This is a genomic window from Peribacillus psychrosaccharolyticus ATCC 23296 (assembly GCF_000305495.1).
Taxonomy (GTDB): domain Bacteria; phylum Bacillota; class Bacilli; order Bacillales; family DSM-1321; genus Peribacillus; species Peribacillus psychrosaccharolyticus.
Map to the genome: position 1 here is coordinate 1 of NZ_AJTN02000263.1, position 25,266 is coordinate 25,266.

Annotated in this window: 22 protein-coding genes and 2 pseudogenes; 16 read left to right on the top strand and 8 right to left on the bottom strand. The window is 37.8% G+C overall.

All coding sequences use genetic code 11. The features are described 5' to 3' along the window. Window positions 1–154 precede the first annotated feature (154 nt). On the bottom strand, window positions 155–1,078 hold the full coding sequence (locus WYK_RS22525; protein ID WP_051387855.1) for an ABC transporter permease subunit: 924 nt from the start codon (window positions 1,076–1,078) through the stop codon (window positions 155–157). Then, a complete protein-coding gene (locus WYK_RS22530) occupies window positions 1,075–1,995 on the bottom strand; it encodes an ABC transporter ATP-binding protein (RefSeq protein WP_040376671.1) in 921 nt (306 codons plus the stop codon). The genes WYK_RS22525 and WYK_RS22530 overlap by 4 nt, the downstream gene beginning before the upstream one ends. Before the next feature lie 236 nt (window positions 1,996–2,231). Between WYK_RS22530 and WYK_RS22535 the strand changes: the two genes are divergently transcribed. Genes WYK_RS22535 through WYK_RS22575 form a run of 9 tightly spaced genes read left to right on the top strand, consistent with a single transcriptional unit; the run spans window position 2,232 to window position 10,968 of the window. Beyond that, the gene (locus WYK_RS22535) at window positions 2,232–3,206 is read left to right on the top strand and encodes a CgeB family protein (RefSeq protein ID WP_040376672.1); all 975 of its coding nucleotides are present in this window, start codon (window positions 2,232–2,234) and stop codon (window positions 3,204–3,206) included. Between the two features lie 2 nt (window positions 3,207–3,208). Next, complete coding sequence (gene pseB, locus WYK_RS22540) at window positions 3,209–4,177, top strand: UDP-N-acetylglucosamine 4,6-dehydratase (inverting) (RefSeq protein WP_152526540.1); 969 nt, start codon at window positions 3,209–3,211, stop codon at window positions 4,175–4,177. 36 nt (window positions 4,178–4,213) lie between these two features. Then, window positions 4,214–5,389: a UDP-4-amino-4,6-dideoxy-N-acetyl-beta-L-altrosamine transaminase gene (pseC, locus tag WYK_RS22545; protein ID WP_040376674.1), complete on the top strand. Its 1,176-nt coding sequence runs from the start codon at window positions 4,214–4,216 to the stop codon at window positions 5,387–5,389. 15 nt (window positions 5,390–5,404) lie between these two features. Next, the gene (locus WYK_RS22550) at window positions 5,405–6,136 is read left to right on the top strand and encodes a cytidylyltransferase domain-containing protein (protein ID WP_040376675.1); all 732 of its coding nucleotides are present in this window, start codon (window positions 5,405–5,407) and stop codon (window positions 6,134–6,136) included. After that, on the top strand, window positions 6,133–7,224 hold the full coding sequence (pseG, locus tag WYK_RS22555; RefSeq protein WP_040376676.1) for a UDP-2,4-diacetamido-2,4,6-trideoxy-beta-L-altropyranose hydrolase: 1,092 nt from the start codon (window positions 6,133–6,135) through the stop codon (window positions 7,222–7,224). Before WYK_RS22550 ends, pseG begins: the two co-directional genes overlap by 4 nt. Continuing rightward, on the top strand, window positions 7,217–7,693 hold the full coding sequence (gene pseH / locus WYK_RS22560; protein WP_051387857.1) for a UDP-4-amino-4,6-dideoxy-N-acetyl-beta-L-altrosamine N-acetyltransferase: 477 nt from the start codon (window positions 7,217–7,219) through the stop codon (window positions 7,691–7,693). Before pseG ends, pseH begins: the two co-directional genes overlap by 8 nt. 24 nt (window positions 7,694–7,717) lie before the next feature. Then, window positions 7,718–8,767: a pseudaminic acid synthase gene (gene pseI, locus WYK_RS22565; RefSeq protein ID WP_040376677.1), complete on the top strand. Its 1,050-nt coding sequence runs from the start codon at window positions 7,718–7,720 to the stop codon at window positions 8,765–8,767. Between the two features lie 39 nt (window positions 8,768–8,806). Then, window positions 8,807–9,586 (top strand): glycosyltransferase family 2 protein, encoded by a 780-nt coding sequence (locus tag WYK_RS22570; RefSeq protein ID WP_040376678.1) that lies wholly within the window; start codon window positions 8,807–8,809, stop codon window positions 9,584–9,586. Further along, entirely contained in the window at window positions 9,583–10,968 is a 1,386-nt protein-coding gene (locus WYK_RS22575) for a CDP-glycerol glycerophosphotransferase family protein (RefSeq protein WP_051387859.1), read from the top strand. The genes WYK_RS22570 and WYK_RS22575 overlap by 4 nt, the downstream gene beginning before the upstream one ends. 387 nt (window positions 10,969–11,355) lie before the next feature. On the opposite strand, the gene WYK_RS22580 is transcribed toward WYK_RS22575, so the two are convergent. From WYK_RS22580 to WYK_RS22590, 3 genes are all read right to left on the bottom strand, one after another. Beyond that, window positions 11,356–11,931, bottom strand: a complete 576-nt coding sequence (locus WYK_RS22580) for a hypothetical protein (protein ID WP_051387861.1) — start codon at window positions 11,929–11,931, stop codon at window positions 11,356–11,358. Between the two features lie 125 nt (window positions 11,932–12,056). Further along, complete coding sequence (locus tag WYK_RS22585; RefSeq protein ID WP_040376679.1) at window positions 12,057–12,257, bottom strand: hypothetical protein; 201 nt, start codon at window positions 12,255–12,257, stop codon at window positions 12,057–12,059. 86 nt (window positions 12,258–12,343) lie between these two features. Beyond that, window positions 12,344–13,750, bottom strand: a complete 1,407-nt coding sequence (locus WYK_RS22590; RefSeq protein WP_407951473.1) for a sigma-54 interaction domain-containing protein — start codon at window positions 13,748–13,750, stop codon at window positions 12,344–12,346. A gap of 187 nt (window positions 13,751–13,937) precedes the next feature. On the opposite strand from WYK_RS22590, the gene WYK_RS22595 reads away from it, so the two are divergent. The 5 genes and pseudogenes from WYK_RS22595 to WYK_RS25915 all read left to right on the top strand — a co-directional run bounded on the left by WYK_RS22595 (window position 13,938) and on the right by WYK_RS25915 (window position 17,682). Further along, window positions 13,938–15,134 carry an ornithine--oxo-acid transaminase gene (locus tag WYK_RS22595; protein ID WP_040376681.1) on the top strand — a complete coding sequence of 399 codons (1,197 nt, stop codon included), beginning with the start codon at window positions 13,938–13,940 and terminating at the stop codon, window positions 15,132–15,134. A gap of 133 nt (window positions 15,135–15,267) precedes the next feature. Further along, the gene (locus WYK_RS22600) at window positions 15,268–15,894 is read left to right on the top strand and encodes a spore coat protein (RefSeq protein WP_040376682.1); all 627 of its coding nucleotides are present in this window, start codon (window positions 15,268–15,270) and stop codon (window positions 15,892–15,894) included. A gap of 211 nt (window positions 15,895–16,105) precedes the next feature. Continuing rightward, window positions 16,106–16,267 (top strand): hypothetical protein, encoded by a 162-nt coding sequence (locus WYK_RS25065; protein ID WP_161629168.1) that lies wholly within the window; start codon window positions 16,106–16,108, stop codon window positions 16,265–16,267. 158 nt (window positions 16,268–16,425) lie between these two features. Next, window positions 16,426–16,938: pseudogene (locus WYK_RS25910) on the top strand (TerD family protein); the annotation flags it as partial. Window positions 16,939–17,013: 75 nt separating this feature from the next. After that, a complete protein-coding gene (locus tag WYK_RS25915; protein ID WP_040376690.1) occupies window positions 17,014–17,682 on the top strand; it encodes a vWA domain-containing protein in 669 nt (222 codons plus the stop codon). Between the two features lie 58 nt (window positions 17,683–17,740). On the opposite strand, the gene WYK_RS22610 is transcribed toward WYK_RS25915, so the two are convergent. The 3 genes and pseudogenes from WYK_RS22610 to WYK_RS22620 all read right to left on the bottom strand — a co-directional run bounded on the left by WYK_RS22610 (window position 17,741) and on the right by WYK_RS22620 (window position 22,965). Continuing rightward, window positions 17,741–18,883 (bottom strand): mannitol-1-phosphate 5-dehydrogenase, encoded by a 1,143-nt coding sequence (locus tag WYK_RS22610; protein ID WP_040376683.1) that lies wholly within the window; start codon window positions 18,881–18,883, stop codon window positions 17,741–17,743. Window positions 18,884–18,888: 5 nt separating this feature from the next. Continuing rightward, the gene (locus WYK_RS22615) at window positions 18,889–20,976 is read right to left on the bottom strand and encodes a BglG family transcription antiterminator (RefSeq protein ID WP_040376684.1); all 2,088 of its coding nucleotides are present in this window, start codon (window positions 20,974–20,976) and stop codon (window positions 18,889–18,891) included. Window positions 20,977–21,079: 103 nt separating this feature from the next. After that, window positions 21,080–22,965, bottom strand: a pseudogene (locus WYK_RS22620) (PTS mannitol transporter subunit IICBA). Between the two features lie 328 nt (window positions 22,966–23,293). Here WYK_RS22620 and WYK_RS22625 point away from each other — a divergent pair. Together WYK_RS22625 and WYK_RS22630 are read left to right on the top strand one after the other, a co-directional pair. Continuing rightward, the gene (locus WYK_RS22625) at window positions 23,294–23,644 is read left to right on the top strand and encodes a hypothetical protein (protein ID WP_040376685.1); all 351 of its coding nucleotides are present in this window, start codon (window positions 23,294–23,296) and stop codon (window positions 23,642–23,644) included. 265 nt (window positions 23,645–23,909) lie between these two features. Further along, window positions 23,910–25,001 (top strand): CotH kinase family protein, encoded by a 1,092-nt coding sequence (locus tag WYK_RS22630; RefSeq protein ID WP_040376686.1) that lies wholly within the window; start codon window positions 23,910–23,912, stop codon window positions 24,999–25,001. Window positions 25,002–25,266: the final 265 nt, after the last annotated feature.

Here is a 25,266-nt window from a genome sequence, read left to right on the forward strand (position 1 = left end):
AGAAAAATAAATAGGTTCGATGTTTAAAGTGATATGATTGTTAATATTGCTTTTCTTTTTGTTCCAAAGACTTTTATTGTCTAAAGAGAAACCCCAAAGGTTTGGATAATTAACTATCCGAACTTTTGGGGTTTCTCTTTTTCTTTACCGTTCGTTATGCCGACACATCACGCTTCACGAAGGCTATAAAAGCGATTACCATAAAGATTATGAAATAAATAGCCAGCATAATCACAGAGAAGGTCATCGTCATGCCATCAATAAGACTTGAGCCATTAATATATTGACTTAGATTAATATTGGCGAAAATAAGGTATTTTGCCCAATCATAGTAAGCGCCGATTATTCCGGTAATAATATTACCTGATAATAAAAAGAAAATTGCTAGTCCGATAGCAAGTGAACTGTTGCGGAATGCAGCGGAAATCATAAAGGCTAGTGTCGTAAACATGAGCAGACCCACTGACTCTAACCCATATTCAATAAGTAATTGAACAATTATATTCCGTTCGATTATTTCACCATTGACGTATGCCAGATAGGGCTGGGTACCCTCAAACCCAAAGAAAATAGAACCGAATAGAAAGCTTGATACGAATAGGGTGCTAATCATGAACAAAGCAAATAATAAAACGGTTATGTATTTACTAAGTAAGATCTTTACACGGCTGATAGGGCGGATGAGCAGTAATTTGATAGTACCCCAGCTGAACTCATTAGCAATGATACCTGCTGCTATAATAATCGTAAAGAGGGCAACGAATGATATGTAGCCTACGGCATCCGTCATAAAGTCCCAGACATTATACGTCGTGCTTGGAGGTAGATTGTGATCAATTCGATATTGATTTTCTGCGATAGTTTGCTTATAAAATTCGATATCTTCATTAGTATATTCCTTATTCTCTTCGGTAAGTGTTTCTTTCCAAGCACCGTTTTCACTATTCGTATCTGGCTTATCAAAGAAATATAACGCAACGGCCGTACCAAGCACCAGCAGTAGAGTGATTCCAATCATAATGAAGGTTGCTTTTCGTTTGAAAATCTTAATCCATTCATTTGCTAAAAGGCCCATTATGCTACGCCTCCTTTATTACCAGTTATCTCGAGGAATTTATCTTCTAGAGATTTATTAATAGGCGCTGCTTCATAGATTTCACAATCGTTTTCAACAAGTGTTTTAATAATATTCGGCATATTAATAGAAGTCCCAGTAATCTCAATAGACCGTTTTCCTTGAGTAATAACCGCGTCGGTAATAGATGCTTGCAGGACAGTTAATGCTTTCGAAATAGGTCTTGCATCGATCGAATAACTTTTGTTATCTTCGGTCATCATATCGTTAACATTTTGGACATCAATCATCCGTCCGTTTTGGATAATGCCAATTCGGTCACACATCATTTCCATTTCAGCTAATAAATGACTGGAAACGATAACTGCCATATTTTCTTCGCGGGCAAGCTTCTTAATATAATCCCGAATTTCACGTATTCCCGAAGGATCCAAGCCATTTGTTGGTTCATCGAGTATCAATATCTTCGGCCGGTGGAGTAATGCTTGCGCAATACCTAAACGCTGCCTCATACCCAGTGAGTACGTTTTTACTTTTTCTTTTAAACGATCCTGAAGTCCGACCAGTTCAGCCACTTCTAAAATTCGCTCGTTAGTTACACCCTTAGTCATTCTGGCATATTGCTTTAGATTATCAAGACCTGACATAAACTTATACATTTCTGGGTTTTCAACGATACCGCCTACTTGGGCGATTGCCTTTTCAAAATCTGTAGAAATACTATACTTGCCGATCTTAATATCACCGGAAGTAATCTTCATTAAGCCAACCAGCATTCTGATTGTGGTTGTTTTTCCAGCACCATTAGGCCCAAGAAATCCAAACACTTCTCCGGCATGGACGTCAAAGCTGATATTATCAATAATCAGCTTTTTTCCAATTTTCTTCGATACATTCGTTAAGGTTATTACTTTCTCCAAACTGACACTCTCCCTTTTTGTCCTCTTAAAACATATGTGTTTTGAAAGGTAAATTTTGTAAGGTTCATCCATAAATTCTAGCATGTTACTAACTATCTGTCTAATAAAGTTAGAATTGACTATCAAAAGTATAATTGATGGCAGTTTGTCCACACAATCTCTACCTTACCTGAATACAATACCAAGAAAAAGTAAGGGGCGTATACCAAAAATGTGCGACAAGGAGAAAATCTGTCATGAACATTATACTCATTTCTTCTAGTTATAAAGGTATCTACCCTTATATAGAACAAACAGTTGAGGATGAATTCTTGAAATTAGGACACTCCGTAGTAAAAATAAATCCCACTCTAACAAAAGAACTAAGGGAAGTAATTAAGCAATCTAACCCAGATGTGGTTATTACACTTGTTGGTTATAAGACAGATAAACAATTATTAAACTACCTGAAAAAAACGGGTGCTGTATTATGTGTGTGGTTTACGGAGGATCCCTTTTACCTAGATAGATCCATAGAATTAATACCTTATTTTCAGCATGTTTTTACCATTGATTTGGCTGCATTTGAGTTTTATAAAGTATTGTTTCCGGAGAAAGATATTTTACATCTGCCTCTTGGAACGATTCCTTCTATCTATCAACCCGAGGAAGTGAAAGCGAAGTATGATCTATGTCTAGCAGGGTTTCCATACCCAGGAAGAGTCGAGTTGGTTCAACGCATTCTAGCAGAGACTCGATATAGTTTGATAGTGGTTGGTCCAGGATGGAGGAAATCGATTACAGAGAATGATCAGAAAAGAGTAACGATTATTAATAGATGGAGTAGTCCTCATCTGATCCGAAACGTATTTAATCAATCGAAAATTATATTGAATCCCCATCGAGATGACAACTTTGTTGCAAACCAAAATAATCTTGGAATTACAAGTAAAAGTATCAATAATCGATGCTTTGATATCGCGGCGTGCGGTGGGTTTCAGCTAATTCCTCATAAACCTGATACAGGTGTGCATTTTGCCCTCGAAAAAGAAATCGTTGTCTATTCATGTCCTCAACACTGTATCGAGTTGATATATTTTTTTATGAAAAATGAAGTGGAACGAACCCAGTATAGTCAAAATGCTTATAAAAAGGCTTTAAGCGGTCATACCATGTTCCATAGAATTCAAGTCATCCTAAATAGACTTTTTGAAAAAAGTAAGGAGGAATGAGTATGTCTCATTTAAAGCAAAAGACGGTCCTAGTAACAGGCGGTACAGGGTCATTTGGCAAGAAATTTATCAGTACCATTTTGAAAAGTGAAGTAAAGAAAGTAATTGTTTTTAGCCGGGATGAATTAAAACAGTATGAAATGGCTCAAGAGTTTACAGACTCAAGACTGCGCTTCTTTATTGGTGATGTCCGTGATAAAGAGAGGTTATTTCGTGCGTTTGAAGGCGTAGATATAGTTATTCATGCTGCAGCATTAAAGCACGTAGGTGTCTGTGAGTATAATCCGTTTGAAGCCATTAAAACAAATATTCATGGAGCACAAAATATTATTGAAGCAGCGATCGACAGAGGGGTGGAAAAGGTCATTGCATTAAGCACGGATAAAGCAGCAAGTCCTGTAAACCTGTATGGCGCGACTAAGCTGGCTTCAGATAAATTATTCGTAGCAGCGAATTCGTATGCAGGCACTAAGAAAACCCGCTTTAGTGTGGTTCGCTATGGAAACGTTGTTGGGAGTCGTGGCAGCGTCGTTCCATTTTTTAAAAGTATCAAAGATACTGGCATCATTCCGATTACCGATGAGCGGATGACTCGTTTTTGGATTACTTTAACCAAAGGGGTGCAGTTCGTGATTGATGGTCTAGAAAGAATGAAGGGCGGAGAAATATTCGTTCCGAAAATTCCGAGTATGAATGTCATGGACTTGGCGAAAGCAATTGCTCCAAACTGTAAAGTTGAATTTAATGGGATTCGCCCAGGTGAAAAATTACATGAAACGATGATCACGGAAGACGATGCCCGTCGGACAGTAGAATATGACGACTATTATGTGATACAACCTGAGTTCCCCTGGTGGGATGCTGCCTATACAAAAGATGGAAAGTTACTAGCAGAAGGGTTCAGCTATGTTAGTAATACGAATGATCAATGGTTGTCAGTCGAAGAACTGAGAAAATTAGTTGCTGAATAAGATGAGACCAGTCTATAGCGTGGATGGTGAAGGTGAATGGATCAAAATAGAGCAATAAGAGAGACGTTTCTTCCCTATGGAAGGCAATGGATTGATCAAGAAGATATCGATGCCGTGGTAAATGTGTTAAAAGGAGACTTTCTTACTACCGGCCCTTATGTAACGAAATTTGAACAGGAGTTGGCTGACTTTGTGGGTGCGAAGTATGCAGTCACATTTTCAAATGGAACGGCCGCGCTGCACGGAGCATGCTATGCAGCGGGTATAGGTGCCGGGGATGAAGTCATCACAAGTCCGTTAACATTTGCAGCGAGTGCAAACTGTATCTTATATCAAGGTGGAAAGCCAATCTTTGCTGATATTGATGAGCAAACCTATAACATAAACCCAAAAGAGATTGAACAGAAGATTACGGATAAAACAAAAGCAATTATTCCCGTTCATTTTACGGGACAGCCAAGCGCTTTAGATGAAATACATGATCTCGCAAAAAAACATCAGCTCATTATTATTGAAGATGCAGCGCATGCGTTAGGGGCTGAGTACAAACGAAGAAAGATAGGATCCATTAGCGATATGACCATGTTTAGTTTTCACCCCGTGAAACATATTACAGCGGGAGAAGGCGGCGTTATTACAACGAATAACAAAGTATATTATGAGAAATTAATTCAATTTCGTTCGCATGGCATTACCCGTGATCCTAACATGATGAAAGAAAATCATGGACCCTGGTATTACGAGATGCTTTTCTTAGGGTATAACTATCGTTTAACAGATATCCAGGCAGCTCTTGGGTCTAGTCAGTTAAAGAAAGCAGATAAATTTTTAGCCTTAAGGATGAACTATGCCTCCATGTATAACGAGGCCTTTAAGAATACGAGCGGGATCACCATTCCGTTTCAACAAACGAATTGTCAGTCAAGTTGGCATTTATATGTTCTCCGTCTTGAACGAGACAAGTTAACAGGAAATCGTAAAGAAATACTGCAAGCATTAATTAATAAAAATATAGGTGTAAATGTGCACTATATTCCGGTTTACCTTTTACCGTATTATCAAGAATTAGGGTATAAGCAGGGTCTTTGCCCACAGGCAGAAAAGCTGTATGAACAAGTGATAACATTGCCCCTTTTTCCAGCTATGACAGAAAATGATGTGAGTGATGTGATTGAGGCTGTCAAAGAGGTTATCAACACATATTCTAATTGATTAGCAGGTGATATTGTGAAAATAGTAGCAATTATTCAAGCAAGGATGGGTTCGACGAGACTGCCTGGAAAAGTAATGAAAGAAGTTCTGGGTAAATCACTGCTTGAATATCAGATTGAGAGAGTAAGAAGGTCGCAATCCATTCAAAATCTTATTGTGGCAACTACACAACGAGAAACGGAACAGCCGATCATTGATCTGTGTGAGAAGGTAAAAGTCCCTTGTTACCGGGGCGCAGAAGAAGATGTATTAGAAAGGTTTTATGAAGCAGCCATTCACTATGAGGCCGATGCAGTTGTGCGTCTAACGTCTGATTGTCCTTTAATTGATCCACTTATTATTGATAAGGTGGTTAACGAATTTCGAAATAGTACTCGATATGATTATGTGTCAAATACTATTAAAAGAACATATCCGCGTGGATTTGATATTGAGGTATTTTCAATGGATGCTTTAAAACAATGTCATCGAGAAACAACAAATGCAGGGTATCGTGAACACGTCACGCCCTATCTATATAAACATCCTGAACGCTTTATAATTGGTCAGGTTACACATTCAAGCAGCCTGCAACATCATCGGTTAACCGTTGATACAGAGGAAGACTTATTGTTAGTCCGTTTGATCATTGAACATCTTTATAAGAAAAACCAATCCTTTTCTCTCGAAGATATCCTCTATCTGCTGCAAAAAAATCCAAAATGGAACTTACTAAATTCACATGTTGAACAGAAAGATGTGCAATGAACGTCCTTATACGGGTTGATGCTTCTATAGAGATAGGTACAGGGCATGTGATAAGATGTCTAACTCTTGCGGAAAAATTGCGAAGACATGGTGCTGAAGTCAGGTTTATTTGTCGAGAACATGTTGGACATTTGTGTGATTTGATCGAAATAAAAGGATACACCGTCTTAAGACTTCCCCTTGTTCAGGAAAAACAATCACTGCCTGCTGACACGGCTCAATCACAATGGTTGAGGGTGTCACAGCAACAAGATGCAGCACAAACAAAACGGCTGTTAAAGAAGGAAGCAGTGGATCTGTTAGTCATTGATCATTATGCAATTAATGAGGTGTGGGAAAGTATTCTTAGAGAGACTACAAAAAAGATAATGGTGATTGACGATTTAGCTGATCGAAAACATGATTGTGATTTTTTACTAGACCAAAATGATTATGATGAGTATCAATTACGTTATAAGTCTCTTGTTCCCGCTCCTTGTAAAACTTTTTTAGGACCTAACTTTGTCTTATTTAGAAGTGAATTTTATTTTCCGGTGAAGCGGAGAATTCGAAGGGGACCAGTGAAAAGACTTTTGCTCTTTTTTGGCGGAAGTGATCAAACGAATGAAACAAAGAAAGCCTTACACGCCTTTTTGGCATTGAATAGAACGGATATTCAGATAGATCTTGTAGTTGGTCAAACGAATCTCCATAAAAAAGAATTGGCCCATATCTGCAAACAATATGATTTTCTTACGTTTCACTATCAGGTTAATTATCTTGCTGAATTAATGTATAAGGCGGATCTATCCATTGGAGCAGGCGGTACGACAACCTGGGAACGCTGTATGATGGGGTTACCGTCGATCGTGTGGAGTATTGCTGATAATCAAGTGAAGATTTGTGAGAATGCGGGAAGAAAAAAAATCGTGGCCTATTTAGGTAAAAAAGAAGAAGTAGAAACCTCTTTAGTATCGAAACAATTATGTAGCTTATTGGGTAATGAAACAGCACGAACGGAGATGTCCATTAGAGGCTATCTGTTAATGAAGAATAATCGTTTGAGCCAACAGATGCTAGTTCAAGAGATTATGAGAGTAGATGAATAAGATGACCTATTTTTTACGGGAATTAGTTGATAGTGATAAGGACATGATTTTTCAATGGAGAAATGCAGAAGAAGTGAGGGTGAACATGTTTTCTAATCACCCCATTAGGTACGAAGAGCACTGTCGCTGGTTTGAAGATGCGATGCATAACTCGAATTATTTTCGGGTGTTTATCGGTCCTGATAAACCTTTAGGGTTCGTGTCTTTTAAGAAAACGGTAAAGGATGAATGTGTTTGGGGCTTCTATGTTGGTGAACAAGATGCTCCAAAAGGTACGGGAACGATCATGACAACATTAGCTATTGACTATGCCTTTTATCAGCTGCACATGAATAAAATCATTGGAGAAGTGCTTATCTTTAACAAAAAAAGTAAAGGGTTACATCGGAAATTAGGGTTTGAAAAAGAAGGAGTCTATCAAAATCAGCAGGGGCAAATAATCGCTTTGTTTTATCTAAAGAAAAGGTGAAGTCTCGAAATGAGGAGTGAGTTGATGGAAGGTATTAATCTAGGAGGACGGATGGTTGGACCGAACCAGCCGCCGTTTATCATTGCAGAAATGTCTGGGAACCATAATCAATCGCTGGAACGTGCTTTGGAAATTGTTGACGCAGCAGCCAAAGCAGGCGCCCACGCGTTAAAAATCCAAACGTATACGGCAGATACGATGACAGTCAATGTAGATAATCAGGTCTTTAACATTCAGGATACAGATAGTTTATGGAACGGAAACAATCTCTATAAACTGTATCAACAAGCTTATACCCCATGGGAATGGCACGAACCGATTTTTACCAGATGTAGAGAACTAGGACTCATACCTTTTAGTACGCCATTTGATCAAACTGCAGTAGACTTCCTTGAAGATTTAGCAGTCCCTATGTACAAAATCGCATCATTTGAGAATAATGATCTTCCTCTTATTAAGAAGGCAGCTGCTACAGGTAAACCATTGATCATTTCTACGGGTATGGCCAGTCTGGGAGAACTCGATGATATGGTTCGCTGCCTCAAAGAAGCTGGTTGTAAAGAATTTATTCTTTTAAAGTGTACCAGTACGTATCCTGCTTTTCCGACAAACACCAATCTTTCAACCATTCCACATATGCAAAAACTCTTTAACTGCCAAATTGGGTTATCTGACCATACCTTAGGAACGGCTGTATCGGTGGCGAGTGTAGCCCTTGGTGCGACCATTATTGAAAAGCACTTTACCACATCTCGTGCAGAGGGAGGTGTCGATTCTACTTTTTCGTTGGAACCAGCAGACATGCAGTTATTGGTCAATGACACCCTTGCTGCGTGGCAGGCTTTGGGAGGGATTTCGTATGGACCAACAGAAGCAGAGAAAAGTTCACTGAAATTTAGAAGGTCTGTCTTTGTGGTCAAAGATATAAAAGCCGGCGAGGTGTTAACGAAGGAAAACCTTCGAATAATTAGACCTGGATATGGGTTAGCGCCAAAATATTATGATATTTTACTAGGAAAAAAAGTAGTAAAAGAAATCAAGGCAGGTACGCCTGCAGATTGGACCTTCTTTTAACAGCTGAGTTCTAAAATTCTATGAAAAGAGGTGTTTTTTTTGCCAAAAGTGACAGTCATTCTAACAAGCTATAATAAACAGGAATATGTGGACAGAACGATTCAATCCATTTTAGGTCAATCTTATCAGGATTTTGAACTATTTATTATGGATGACAATTCAAATGAAGAAACCTTAAAGGTGATTGAACCATATTTGAAGGATGAGCGAGTAAAGTTTTATAAAAGCAATATCCAAACGCTGGAGGAAAGGGTAGAAAAAACCCGCTACGCTGTTTTAATTAATCAAGCGCTGGATCTAGCACAAGGTGAGTATATAACCTATGCAACAGATGATAATGTTTTCCACAAACAAAAAATTGAGAAAATGGTAGCCTTTTTAGAGGACCAGCAGGAAGCGATGATTGTCTATTCAGCATCAAAAACCGTACATTTAAATGGGTCAGGGGAAACAACGAAAAGTGTGGATCGTCCAGCAAAATCGATTTCATGGCTTGCTTCGTGTATGACTGACCATTGTTCGGTTATGCACAGGATGTCGATCCTTCCTAAAATTAAGGAAGCCTATGGTTCCTATTGGGATGAAGATCCGCAATTCTACCGGTTGGGAGATGCGAGATTTTTTTGGAGAATTAATCATTATTGGCCATTTTATCCTCTAAATGAAATCCTCGATTTTAACTATATAACCCCCAAATCCATCCATGCTCAATTATTTAGTGATACTCCGAATAAATTTTCAGAATTGCTTCCAGATCAAAGAACATGTAAAGAGCTGAGAGAATCAATTAGGGCCTTAAGGAAGGGGAAGGGAGTATGAGTACCTATTTAACGAATTATTGGTCGCTCTATCGAGATTTTGTGGAAACATTTAATCAGCTTTCATTTCGAAAGATCCCCATCGTTTTGCTGACGAACTTTTATCAACAAATCAATGAGGAACTAAAAACGAAGATGGAAAAAGAGGAATTTCAGGCTGGTTTAAGATTTCCCGTTATGGAACAGAGAAGGATACAGCCTTATTTTGAAGAGATACTCGGAGAAGGCAGCTTTCGACGATTGGCAGGCGGAAAGACATTAATTGTCTCAGATTACACGCGCATTCCTGAACAAACTTACTCCCAAGTGTTTGACTCTAAGGAAACGATGATTCTTACACGCTCGAAAAAAACAGAAATATATGGAATTCCAACCGTCTGCATGAGAATTTATGAAGAAAATGATGAGCAGGCTGTTATTGAATTAACGACACAGGCCACGGCTATTTTTGAACAATTCAAAACGCATGTTGCATTTGGTAATGAGGTGTTCCAACAGACTTTTTTAAAACGAATTCCGCTCATCGTAAAAGCCATCTGTTCAGCAATTAATCTATTTGACCACGTGAAAATATCCGCTGTAATTGTAGGGACGACTGAAGATATGTTGAGTAGAGCGCTCTCAATCGTCGGTTCTATGCGGGGGATTAAGAGCATTTGCTTGCAGCACGGTATCCTAATGGGGGAAGAAGCATTTATGCCAGTCTTTACAACCCTTGTAGGAGTTTACGGGGAATATGAACGGAAATGGTATGAACAAAGAGGAGTATCCATTGAACGAATAGCTCAAATCGGTCATCCGAAATTTGATGAAATCTTTACTCACTCTCCATCTGACAAAGCAACATTTTTTGAAAAAATTGGTCTTGATCCGGATAAGTTGACCTTATTAGTGATTACTGGACCAAATCTTGATCAAGTCAAATTTGAAGAACTAATTAAAAACATCGCTGGACATTCATTTCAGCTGCTGATAAAGCCTCATCCATGGGAGATGGGGAAAGGGAAGTATCAAACGTATCTAAACCTAGAGCAAACGAACAAAGCCATTAAAGTTTATACATCAAGAGAAAATAATTTATATGATCTGCTTTCTCATGTTGATGGGGTGGTTTCATCATTATCCACGGTGGCCCTAGAAAGTATCTTATTTAATGTACCCGTGTTCCTGTTTAATTTTTTATTCAGCAATCGGACCTACGACTATTTTGATTCGTTCGGAGCATATATCCAAGATGACCCGGACGTACTTAGCGACATCCTGAATCAGTATTATCTCTCCAGTGAAGAAAGGGAAAAATATCAAGAAGCACGAGAACGGTATGTAACAGATTCTAAAAATGATGGATTATCCGGTCAAAGACTAGTGAACTTAATGAAGTAAAATACTTAGGCTGCCGAGAAACTCTCGACAGTCTTTTAATACTGTTCAACTGCTCACCATTGATGATTGTTCAATAACACAAAACGTCCTTTGCACTGAAAAAGGCTTGTTCTGCACACACCACGACAATTGGTCTTTGAAAATAGGATAACTTCTTCTATATGATCTCTCTATTTTTTCAATAAACCTGTTCGCTCAAAAACGTCATTTGCTCAGAAATTAGCGTGTTCTGCACACCTCAACCATTGGTCTTTGAAAATGGGGTAACTTTTCTCTTCATTTCAATAGTTTCATTAACCAATCCCGCACAAAAAGGCCTGAAACACATGGTTAGATGAGCTTCAAGCACACAAAAGTCTCGCTGTTCCAAACAATGATCGAAATTGGTTATACCGGAAAAGCTGTGGCGACAAAGGAAATGGGTCCGTTGATTTCCGCTGTTGATCCTAGAGAGGATAGAGGGTCCACTTGTCCAGTTAGTTCGTAGGTGACAGGACCTAATCCAGCACTTGCATCAATATGGAAAACTGATTTTGAAAATAGTGATTGTTCACCATTTTCAAGGCTGATTCCATCACGACTCTCCCAAATGACAGGTCCATTTACTCCGCGGCGTATACGCCAGATGAAGACAAGTTCAGGTAAATTCGGCGAAATCATATTGATAGAAAAGAAGGTTGGAGAGCTCCACCCGATTGCCCCTTTTAATTCGACCACAGCTGCTTGGGTGAGTGTGATTGATAGATTAGTAATTGGGGTTTCGGAATTTGTCACTGTAAATAAACCTGGGGAAGGAACAAAGATACTGGAAGGTTGAGAAAATGAATAATTGACGACTCCGGGTGCACCGGTCGGTCCAGCAGGTCCAGTTGGACCCTGCTCTCCAGCAGGTGCATTTACAGTTACATTCACATTTTGCTCTACATCACATTTGCATTCTTTATCGTTTTTGTAAGATCCCATAATCAAAGCCTCCTCATTTTTAAACTTACTATATTCTATGATGCCAAACGTAAATGGCTTGGACATTTTTATCTTTTTTGGAGGGAGCAAGAAAAAACCCCACTTTGTGAAGTGGGGTTTAAGCATTACTTATCGGGTTTTGAATCAACATGTTCGATGTCTTTTTGTAAAAGAAAATAAGCCAATACGCCAGATAATACTGATCCGCCAGCGGCAATTAATATACGCCATTGAAGGTGTACCGCTGAGTGATCCTTTTGAAGGATCCAGATTGCTAAGACTGCAACAACAATCATAACAATGGAAATAGTTTTGAAACGATTCATGACGGCCTCCCATGTTTATGTACTTTCATTATCTTATCATATTGCATGAAAATATAAATGCTATTGTGTGATTGGAGAGAATATAATCAAACAGTAAATGATTTGATTTGATATTTTCTTAATCGATATTGGAGACTTTGTCTGCTTATTTGTAATGCTTTAGCAGCTTGAGAGACATTGAATTGATACCGCTTTAGTACATTTTCCAAATATAATTTTTCAGTGGTTGAGAGATAGTCTTCAAGTGAAAGTAAGGATTCAGAAACTTCTTCATGTTGATTGGTTTTAACAGGAACTTTCTTTTTAGAAAAAGTAGGCAGATGTGAGGTTTGAATAGTTTTATCAGTGGATTCTAATAAATTCATCGCGCCCTCAATAATGTGTTCAAGCTCTCTTACATTTCCCGGCCATTCGTAATCATAAAAAAGAGAGTAAGCTTCCTCACTAATATCCTCAATATTCAACTCAAATAAATCATTAAATTTTCTGATAAATGATTGAGCCAGCAGATGGATATCTTGTTTTCGTTCCCGCAGCGGCGGGATAAACAACGTGACCACACTTAGCCGGTAGTAAAGATCTTTTCGTAAATGACCGTTTGCAATGGCGTCTATTGGCTCTTCGTTGATCGTCGCGATAATCCGAACATCGATGTCTATATCCTTCGTATCACCTACTCTACGGATGGTGCGTTCTTGAATAGTACGCAGCAGCTTTGCCTGTAATTGAGGATTCAGTGAGTTAATTTCATCTAGAAGAATGGTTCCGCCATGTGCTTGTTCAAATAATCCCGGACGTTCAATGGATCCAGTAAAAGCCCCTTTCTTCGTACCGAAAAGAATGCCTTCGATTAAACTATCAGGAAGAGCAGCACAGTTCTGACTGATAAACGGCATAGTCGATCGATTACTGCCATTATGAATACTTTGTGCAAATAATTCTTTTCCTGTCCCTGTTTCTCCAACGATGAGGATAGATGAGGCGGTTCTAGTTGAACGTTTACTTTTTTCAATGACAGCTAAGAAATTCTCACTTTCTCCAATAATACTTTCAAAGGTATATTTGGTTTCGCCTTTATTTAATATATTATCTTTGATTAATCGTTCAAGACTGCTGATGTCCTTAGCCGCTTCTATTGCCCCAATCACTTTTTGGGATTGATTGAAGATTGGAATTGTATTATTTATGGTGGTGATTTCTTGACCACGATTATTAAAGTAGGTTTGTTTAGAGTTTTTGGTTTCTTGACCATGATGGAGAGCACGAATTAAGGTGCTTTCTGTTTCTTCGTGAAACTTGAAAACTTCTGGGATTTCTTTCATTAATACATCTTCTGCTGACATGCCTTCTATTTCACTCATTTTCTTATTGTAAACAATGGTTAGTCCATTTTGATCTATTATATGTATGCCAATATCAATAACATCTGTTAGTGAATATAAGATAGAATGAAAATCTTCATTATCTAAAAACATCGAATCCCCCATTCTTATTAATATTTATAGTGTAAATCAATAAAAATATTGGTGCAATGATTCTTTGCACCTGTGATCCGATTTTTGCACCCATAATGCAAAACCTCTTTGCAGGGAGGGTGATTACTTCATTGTTTAAAGTGTTTTATGTTGGCACAAATCTTGCAGTATTAATAATGAAAGAAGCAGGATGGAGGGATTTAGCATGAGAACGAGAACAGAAAAAGTAATCGAGCAAACAGAGCAATACGGTGCGAATAACTATAATCCGCTCCCAATCGTTATTACAAGGGCCGAAGGAGTATGGGTGGAAGATCCTGATGGAAATAAGTATATGGATATGCTAAGTGCTTATTCAGCTGTGAATCAAGGACATAGACATCCGAAAATTATCGAAGCTTTAAAAAATCAAGCAGAACGTGTTACATTGACTTCTCGTGCGTTTCATAATGATCAGCTTGGTCCATGGTATCAAAAAATTGCCCGACTGACACAAAAAGACATGGCGCTGCCAATGAATACGGGTGCTGAAGCAGTTGAAACAGCGATCAAGGCTGTTAGACGGTGGGGCTATGATGTGAAAGGGATTCCTGATAATCAAGCGGAGATTATTGCTTGTACAGGTAATTTCCATGGCCGGACAATGGCAGCTGTGTCACTGTCTTCGGATGAAGAATATCAAAGAGGATTTGGTCCAATGTTACCAGGAATCAAGCTGATTCCATATGGCGATTTGGAAGCATTGAAAGAAGCAATTACGCCTCAAACGGCAGGATTTTTAATAGAACCGATCCAAGGGGAAGCAGGGATTATTATACCTCCTCAAGGATTTTTAAAAGCAGCCTTTGAATTGTGCAAAGAAAACAACGTTCTCTTCGTTGCCGACGAAATCCAATCAGGACTTGGACGTTCAGGGAAAACATTTGCTTCAGACTGGGATGAAGTAACTCCAGATATGTATATATTAGGGAAAGCGCTCGGTGGTGGAGTATTCCCCATTTCGTGTGTTGCTGCAAATCGTGAAATTCTTGGCGTGTTTAATCCTGGTTCTCATGGTTCGACATTCGGTGGTAATCCATTAGCCTGCGCTGTTTCCATAGCTTCTCTTGAAGTACTTGAAGAAGAAAAGCTTGCCGAACGTTCATTAGAACTTGGAGAATATTTTATGGGACGTTTACAGGAAATTAAGAGTCCTAAGATCAAAGAAATTCGGGGCAGAGGCTTATTCATCGGAGTAGAATTAACTGAAGAAGCAAGACCTTATTGTGAACGATTAAAAGAATTACATGTACTCTGTAAAGAAACGCATGAAACAGTGATTCGTTTTGCTCCACCGCTAACCATAACAAAAAAAGAGCTGGACTTTGCTATTGATCAAATTAACCATATATTCAACGTTTAATTATTTGAAGGAGGTTAACTCACGCAGAGTTATCCTCTTTATTTTTGGAGTCCAACTCATGAAATAGAATAAATTCTTGGCCTTTTATCATACTAACAGTTGTCATGTTAATTAGATATGAGGAGGAATACCAATGGAGCAAAATCAACAAGAACAAATTCATCAAAATATGCAAACAGGTGCTGTGCCCCCGCAAATGAACCATGGGGGCCATGAGTTATTTGATGTACATGAAGTCCTAACTGGGACAATCAATACATTAAACTTATATACCTTGTTACGCCAACATATTAAAGATCCAGAGTTAAAGGACATTCTAGATCGTCAGTATCAGTTTATTCAAGAGGAATATAACATATCTGTAGAGTGCTTTAAGACAGGAATGGATCCATCTAAACCGACACAAAGTTATAAAATGAAACAAGGCAATGATTTTATATATGGACTTAAGCCGTCACAGCCAAAGAAACCGATACAATCAGTGTCTGACATTACTGATGAATGTATTTCGAGTCTTATGCTAGGAGAAGTAAAAGCAGGGGCATCTTTGAAAGCTATGTCAACATTGGAACTTACCAATCCAGTGGTTCGCCGCGTTTTTGCTGATTCTGTTCCAAACTGCATAGAGATGGCTTATGAGATATCACTATATCAAAACAAACATCATTATTATCAAGTTCCACAGCTTGCCCCTGCGGATATTCAACAAATGGTAAATGGATTTGCACCAGCACAGTCTCAGCCGCCAATGCCTCATTAATCCTACGAAAAGAAAACAGAGTGGTTTAACAGTCCATAGGGATTGTTAAACCATAAGATAATCTTTTTTAATGCTACAAAAAAGCTCTTAAAGGCTGTTCCTTCATATTATAATTAAATGTAAGCGCATTCATTAACTTAATGAAAATACATAAAAAAACTATACGTTCAATATAATCAATTTATAAACTATAGCTAAAGGGGGAGACTTTATGAAGGATTATATATTTATACTTGATTACGACATCGAACCACAGGAGATTATTATAGAAGCCACTGGAATGATGGATGCCATAAGAAAGGTCAAAGATTTTCAAAGGCAAAAGAAATTAGGGAACCAAGCAAAGATTTTATTTAAAGGAATCGTTTATTAGAAATCATGATTAAAGGGGAATAGGTATGTCACAAGCAGCAAAATAAACAAGGTTGATTCCAAGTGGGAATCAGCCTTGTTTATTTTGCTGAAAAAAGTAATGAACTATTGCATAATAAAAGATGATAATAATTAGACGCTCGAGGGAGGGAAAAAGCAATGAGTTTGACAGTAGTAAAAGGTCAAAAAATGGATCTGACTAAAAATAAATCAGATATAGAATTAGTAGACGTGAAAATGAATTGGCATGTAGGAAAAGATATGGAGATTGATGCATCTGCTTTTATGATTGGTGAAAAGGGGGAAGTTGTCAGGGAAGAAGACTTTGTGTTTTATGGACAACCTGTCTCTAGCTGCGGTTCGGTGCGATTAGAGCAATTAGAGAAGCCGCATTTTGTCATTAACCTAACTCAAGTGCCCCTTGATGTTCAAAAGATTGTCTTTACGCTGACCATTGATCACCCTGAAGCAACAGGGAATATATTTGCTAATGTATCAGAGATTGAGCTGCAGGTTATAAATGATAAAACAAAGGAAGTATTAACGACTTTTCCAGTCACGTACTCCTTTACTAATGAAAATGCTATTGTTCTCGGTACTTTGTATCGTCATGCGGGAGAATGGAAGTACGAGGCAGTAGGGGCAGGTTATTTTGGCGGGTTAGCAGATCTTTGTACAGAATATGGCGTTGAGGTTAGCGAGCCGTCCTCAACAGAACCAGTTAAGGTGGATAGTCTTCCACAGCAAATGAGTACCGTTTCTCTATTAAAAAAGAAAGTTCAAATTGTGCTTGAGAAAAAGCAAATACAACATGTTACAGCCAAAGTAGGTTTGGTTTTAGATATTAGCGGTTCGATGAGAAAGCTTTATAATGATGGCACAGTCCAAAAAGTTGTTGACCGAATTTTAGCAGTTGCTAGTCAATTTGATGATGACGGGGCGTTGGACGTTTGGATTTATGACAATGAATTTACTCGTTTGCCTCAAGTAACGGAAAAAGACTTTGCAGGTTATGTGAATGAACAGATTTTGACAAACGATACAATTCATAAATTCGGAAGAAATGATGAACCAAAAGTTATGAAAGACGTTTTGCAAAAATATCTAAAAGAAGAGCCAAGTGAGCTGCCCGTTTTCCTAGTATTTATCAATGATGGAGGCTGTAAATCAGGCATTAAAAAGTTCATTGTAGGATCTTCGGACAAGCCAATTTTTTGGCAGTTTGTTGGCGTTGGTGATGCTAATTTTGATGTTTTAAGAAAATTAGATACAATGGATGGCAGAATGATCGATAATGCCAATTTCTTTCACTTTATGAACATTGAAACAGTATCAGATGAAGAACTATACGACCAGCTATTAAACGAATTCCCAATGTGGTTAAGAGAGGCCAAACAAAAAAGTATCGTAAAATGAGTGGATGCAAAAACGGGGAATGAACAAAAGTTCATTCCCCGTTTAATCGTCATTCTGTTTACTTTTTCATGGATTCATAATGATGGACGACGGTTCTTGTTATTTCATTATTTTCGTCTAAGTTACTAATTTCTTTTAAAGCATGGAATACGCCATGTTCTTGGATCATCGCTTGAATGGTTACTGCTTCAGGGTCATCTTGACAATCAAAGTGCAGGGCTGCTGCCATTGCTTTGGCAAGGTAGTCAAAGCTGAGGCCGGCTTTTTGAGCTTGTACTGCTGGTCGTACTAGTCTATCTTCTGGACCAAGCTTACGTATAGGTGAGCGGCCTACTCTTGTTACTCCATCGTTTAAATAGGGGTTCTTAAAGCGTTGAATAATTTTATTAATGTACTTTTCATGTTCGTCTGGATTCAAATTATACTGCTTAATTAAATAGGCTCCCGTTTCATTCAATGTTGCCTTAACTTGTTGCAGGACTTCAGGATCTGCTAATGTTTCATCAATTGTTGATTTATTTGCTAGATAACCGAGATAGGCTATAACAGCATGTCCAGTATTAACCGTAAACAGTTTTCTTTCAATAAAAGGCGCTAACTCCTCTACAATGGTCATGCCTTCAACATGAGGAATGGTTTCTTTTGTTTCGACCACCCATTCATAATAGGATTCAACAAGAACATCAAGAGATCCTTTTGTATTTTGAATGGGAACAATCCGGTCTACTGCTGAATTAAAGAAGAATACTTTATCTTGCATGGCTGTTTTTGTTTCTTCCTCCAGGTAGTCTAAGATGAATTTTTTCAATATGTCCGTAGATGAAATCTGGTTTTCACAAGCAATAATATATATTTTTTCGTCAGATGCCTTAACTCTTTCTGCTATTCCTTTAGCAATTAATGGAGCAATATGCGGCAGGATGTTAGGTCCGATAGCAGTGGTAAGGTATGTTGCAGTTTTTATTGCTTCGATTACCTCCGATTCTTGTGTCATATTATTAAGACCAGAGACATGATCAATTTTGGTAACTTCTCCTTGCTCTGTTGCCAGCTTTACAAGATAGGTTTTTTCTTCGTTTAATTGATTAATTATTTCATCAGCAATATCTACAAAAGTTACATGATAACCTGACTGGGAAAATAGTGCTCCGATAAATCCTCTTCCAATATTACCTGCACCAAAGTGAACGACTTTTTTCATTTGTATCAGTCCTTTATTAGATTATTGTGAAGATACTCTAAGAAAATGGCTTCCAATTTAGAACGAATCATATCCTCATTGGAAGATGAAAATGCTAGTATGGCTTCATCGTTTTCAATTAAACTAGTGCTTATCAAACTAAGTATTTCCTGCTCCCTGACACTCATAATTCTAGGAGCTGCCAAGATCATCAAATTTTTAATGGGTAAGTCTTTTCCATCCATTCCCTTAACTATGCATGGGGTGTTCAAGTGGGTAATCTGGAATATCAATTCATGAACATTTTCATGACGACAGTGGAAAAGGGCCATGCTTGTTCGTGGAATTCCGAGCCCGCCTAACTTCTCCCGCTCCATAATTTCATGCCAAACTGCTTCAGGCTGGGATAAAAGACGGTTTTTCTCAGCTGTATGAATCATCTCCATAATCACCTGCTGATAAGGTTCATTCTTCTTTTGAAAAACACAGAAGTTTTTGAGAATGGTTTCTATACTTGATTGTACCTCTTTAATTTCTTTTAAAACGTCGGTGATTGACTGAGTACGTATACGCGAATTAGTTTTTTCTTTCCCATTTACCATTAAATGATATTTATTTTTTGTAAGAGTTTGTAGATTTTTTTGCAAGAAGGTCCTTATTGTTTTTATTTCTTCACTACTCAACAGGGGGCTTACCAGAAGATAATCTACATCCATAAATGGAAGTCTTACAGTAGATATAATGACATCATATTGGCTTAGGGTTACTTGATTTAGATCTTTAATAGATTTAATTTCGACCGTATCTATTTCGATAATTTCTTTTTTTATCCTGCTAGCCAGCATTTTAGACGTTCCAATTCCAGTAGGACAGACCACGAGGGATTTAATCGACATGGCCTCTTCACTTAACAGTAAAGCTGAACCAAAATGCAGAACAATGAAGGCGACTTCATTTTCGGGGAATTCCAAATTAGTGAATTCATTCTCCAAACTGTCCTTTACGGCCATGAACAATACGGGATACTTTTTTTTGATATCATCTGTTAAAGGATTAAACAAATCCATCTTTTGCTGAATCCGAAAAAGAGAGGGTTCCATATGAGCAAGGAGTCCTTGAAAAAGCGAAAAGTCACTTGTTAAATCAATATTAAGCTGTGCCGATATATTTCGAATGACATTTTTAATATGGGATCCGAGTAATACACTATCATCATGAATAGCTTCTGCTGTATGAATTTTAGATCCCTTTAAGGTAACAGCTAATAAATAAATGTCCTTGGGTGTAAACACGATAGAATATTTTTCCCCGAGTTTTTCACATAACTGTTCCATAATGCTATATTCTCCTGGTATATCATAGGGAGGTTGTTCCTCATCATCTTTTAAAAGAAAACCAAGCTTTATTCTTTGCATGGAAATACAAATCGTTACAATGAGCGCAACATAGTCACTATCGGTTAGTTTTGATGGACCTTTATAGATGATTTCATTAACTAAACGCTCAGTTATCAGCAGAAAATCTGGTGAAAAATACCCTAAGATTTTATCTTGAAAAACTTCACTTTTTTCTAATAGAAATAAAGCTTCAATCAGTTCTTCATTGAAATGTAATAAAAAATAGCCGGCAAGTGCTTTTCTTTTGTTTTTTTCAGTACCTTCTAAACTAATGCCCACACCACGTTTTCTTGAAAGAACGACTTGGTAATTCTTCATCCATTCTGTCAATTCGTCCAAATAGGATGTCAAGGTGGTAATACTGACATTCAGTTGGTTCGCTAAGACCTGAATCTTAAAGGAATCTCCTTCGTGCAAAAGAATAAGAAGGAGGGCAAGCCTTCTTTCTTTTGGAGTTTGATCAACAGGTGTAATTTCTGTCAGTTTCTGGACAAGACGAAAAATCATCTCGTTCTTTCCTTCGATAAGGAGTCCTTCGTCAGTTGTACGAATTAACCGAAGCTGGAAGTGATTCAGAATCTTTTCTATTGCCTTTAAATCCCGCTGAATCGTTCTAACGCTTACATTTAAAAAATTTGCAGTTGAAAAGGCTGTATGTTTGCCGGACGTTCTAATGATTAATTCAATAATTGCTTTTTCCCTCGAGGAAATAAACATGTTATCAACTCATTTCCTGTGACATATAGAGAATGTCAAAATAAACAGGGAAATGAATAGAAAGCATGATGCAGCTTTCTATCCATTTCAATAAATTTATTGATTAGTTTTCATCTAGAATATTCTTTATTTCTTTAGCTGATGTTGCTTGAACCATTTTTTCAATGTTCTCCATGTCTGAACATGTCACTGCAATGCCAGAGAGAATTTCTAAATGGGTACCATCTTTTCCTGCTATTCCGAAAATCAACCGAACTTTCTCTCCATTAAAGTCTACACCATTAGGAACTTGAAGAACAGTAAAGCCAGACTTTAGAACAGCCTTTTTCGCTTCTTCAGTTCCATGGGGGATCGCTACATCATTTCCCATATAAGTAGACGTGATTTTATCTCGTTCAATCATGGCTTCAACATAGCTTTCGGCCACATATCCTCCATTAACTAATGCTCTGCCGGCAAAGCGGATTGCTTCTTCTTTGTCTGCAAATTCCATGTTAAGGAATATATTATTCTCCAGTAATAAGGTATCATCACTTGTGTTCTGCACATTGGCTGCTGCAAGTTCTTCATGGTCCTTTTCAGTTACATGACCATGTAACTGGCTGATTAATTTATCATACTCAGGACTGGAAAGGAAATTATCAACTGAAATATGGTAAGCAGACGGTACCTTGTTTTTTGCTCTTGGTGTTAATTCATCTTGAGTGATTACAATTTCTGCATCAGTCGTAAGATTACTAATAGCTGTATTAGTTACGTTTACATGTAATCCTGCTTCTTTGACTTTCTTTCGTAAGAGAGAGGCTCCCATAGCGCTTGAACCCATTCCAGCATCACAAGCAAAAACGATTTTACTAACATTCTGCGGGAAACCTTGTGATTGTGTAAACATACCTGTTACCGAACTTTTTTCCCTTTCATTTCTTGCATTTTATTCGCAGCATCATCGATATCTTCATCTGGTTGTTTACCCGTTTTTAAGACGAACATAGCAACTATAAATGAAACAGCAGCAGCAACGAATACTCCAGCAAAGTTTGCAAGATATGTGCCGGCATCATGTGGAGTAACAGCAGCAATCGCAAGAATACTTCCTGGTGATGACGGTGCAAATAAACCGCCGCCTAAAAGTAACATCGTGAACACACCGCTCATCCCGCCTAAAATGACTGCGAGGAAAAGAATAGGACGCATTAAGATGTATGGGAAGTAGATTTCGTGAATACCGCCTAAAAACTGAATGATTGCCGCTCCAGGAGCAGTTCTTTTGGCTGTTCCTTTTCCAAAAATAGAAAATGCCAGCAAGACACCCAGCCCAGGTCCTGGATTGGCTTCAAGCAGGAAGAGAATGGATTTCCCTGCTTCATGGGCTTGTTCAGTTCCAATTGGAGAAAGAATCCCGTGATTAATAGCATTGTTAAGGAATAAAATTTTCCCAGGCTCTATGAGAATACTAGTTAAAGGTAATAGTTTCATTGCAACAAGCCACTCAACGCCGTTTTCAAGCCAGCCAGTGAAAATGGCAACGGCAGGGCCGACGATTAGGAATGATAGGATAGATAAGATTCCGCCAAGAATACCAGCTGAGAAATTATTAACCAACATTTCAAAACCGGTTTTAACTTTTCCTTCGATTGCCTGATCGAATTTCTTGATTAAGTAACCACCGAGTGGTCCCATAATCATGGCTCCGAGGAACATTGGAATGTCAGCTCCAACAACTACCCCCATTGTGGCAATAGCTCCAACTACCCCGCCTCGGTGTTCATGCATCAGCTTACCACCTGTATATCCAATTAAGATTGGAAGTAAGAAGCTGACCATCGGACTGACTAATTTATTTAGTTCTTCATTTGGAATAAAGCCGCTTGGTATAAATAGGGCCGTTATAAGCCCCCATGCAATAAATGCGGCAATATTGGGCATAACCATCGAACTTAAAAAATTACCGAATTTCTGCACAGCTAATTTTGATTTAGATTGAGCCATACAAATTCCCCCTTCATCATTTATATCTTTATAATAGTTCACGAAAGTTTCACTAACAACAGGTAAGAAAGCTAACTTTGGCGTATTGATTAATGACAGACCTTGTGCTAGTTAGCCGAAGTTTAATGATTACTTTTTTTAGATACCTTAGAGGGGTAGAATAATATTCAATTTTAATATAAAACATGTTCTGACCGTTAAAAAGCAATGTATCGACCAAGATAAAAAAGGTGATAAGGAAAATCTTATCACCTTTGGTTATGCTATTGTTTACTTAATTCCACATTCTAAACTCACACATATTTGAGCCGCTAAAAGATATTTGTTTGTGACTGAATTTACAATTTTTTCTACAATTGTTACGACACTTATTGCAAGAGCAACGACGATTATTCGAACAGCAACGGCAACGATTGTTAGAGCTGCGACGATTATTCGAACAACGACGGCTACGATTGTTAGAGTTGCGTCGATCATTCGAACAGCAACGGCGACGATTGTTAGAGCTGCGTCGATCATTCGAACAACGACGGCGGTTATTGTTAGAGCTGCGTCGATCATTCGAACAGCAACGGCGACGATTGTTAGAGCTGCGTCGATCATTCGAACAACGACGGCGGTTATTGTTAGAGCTGCGACGTCGATTACTGCATGTATCTTTTCTAGAACAGGAGCTTGATTCTGGACTCTCGAACATAAAGTCGCTTCCCCCGATACGATTTGCCCTTTCTACTGCTCTTTGTATATCATCATTGAAGAAATTCGACATACTGTTAGCCTCCATTTCATAGTTATAAAAAGGAATGAAATGTACTGTAGCGTGTACACAACTTATCCTTCTATAATCTATGTAGCTAGTACAAAATTTGTAAACTGCAAACACCCAGTGATCAAAAAAATTCTGAAAGACGATTTAGAGGGAAACAGGAAGGCGAGGGTTTGAGGTGGAACATACTAAAAAACTTACTGAATATCAGCTATTTATTCATCCCATAGATTTTACTGAACTAAGAAGGGATATTTGGATTGACGAGCCGATTCCAGCTAAGCTGACTGTAAACAAAAAAAGGTATAACATCGATTTAGCCTACCGAGGTTCTCATATTCGGGAATTTGAAAAAAAATCCTACCATATAATCTTTCGAAAGCCAGGGATGTATCGGAACGCAAAAGAATGGCATTTAAACGCTGAATTTATGGATCCATCATTAATAAGAAATAAATTATCTTTAGACTTTTTTAAAGATATTGGCTCCTTAGCACCAACATCACGATTTGTTAATCTAAAAATAAATGGGAAAAACGAAGGAGTTTATTTAGAACTAGAATCAGTGGATGAATACTTTTTAGAAAATCAAAAACTACCTAAAGGGTCTATATTTTATGCAGTAGATGGTGATGCCAATTTTTCATTAATGAGTGAACTTGACCAAGATGTAAAGAAATCACTCGAACTTGGGTATGAGAGAAAGTGTGGAAAAATTGAAGATGAGCATGCATTGCATGAATTCATTATAAAAGTAAATACAATTTCTAGATTGAACTTTGAAAAGGAAATTGTTAGATATTTAAACGTTGAAAAATATATAGCCTGGCTTGCCGGAGTGGTTTTCACCCAAAATTATGACGGGTTTGTACATAATTATGCGCTATATAGAAACGGAGAGTCTGGTCTTTTTGAGATTATTCCCTGGGACTATGATGCGACTTGGGGAAGGGATATCCATGGAGAATTAATGGCTGAAGATTATTTGAGAATAGAAGGTTTTAATACACTGACCGCACGAATTCTTAATGTGAAAACATTTCGTCATCAATATCAAAAGCGGTTAGAGAATATATTACAACACCAATTCACTGTAGAATATATGAAGCCTAAAATTCGAACATTAATGGAAGTAATCAGGCCATATATTTCAAAAGATCGTTATGTAAATAAAAATATTCATTTGTTTGATAAAGAGGAAGAAATGATCTGTGGATACATTGAAGCACGAACAAGGTATCTTAAAAATAATATAAATATATTAAATTAATCGGATAGAGAGCGGGGTTTTTGTTAGAAATGTATTCAGAATCCCGCTAAATGTTTCAATTATATACAGGAATTCATAAAATGTTCACAAAAAACATGTAAACGTTTTCAATATTATTGTATAATAAATGAAGAAGTACTAAAGCTAATCTATATAAAATGTAAACGTAATCATTTAACCAATCGATTTTCCTATATATGATATCAATACGTAAGAGGAGGTGACATCATGAGAGACTATGTTTTTATTCTCGATAATGAAAAAG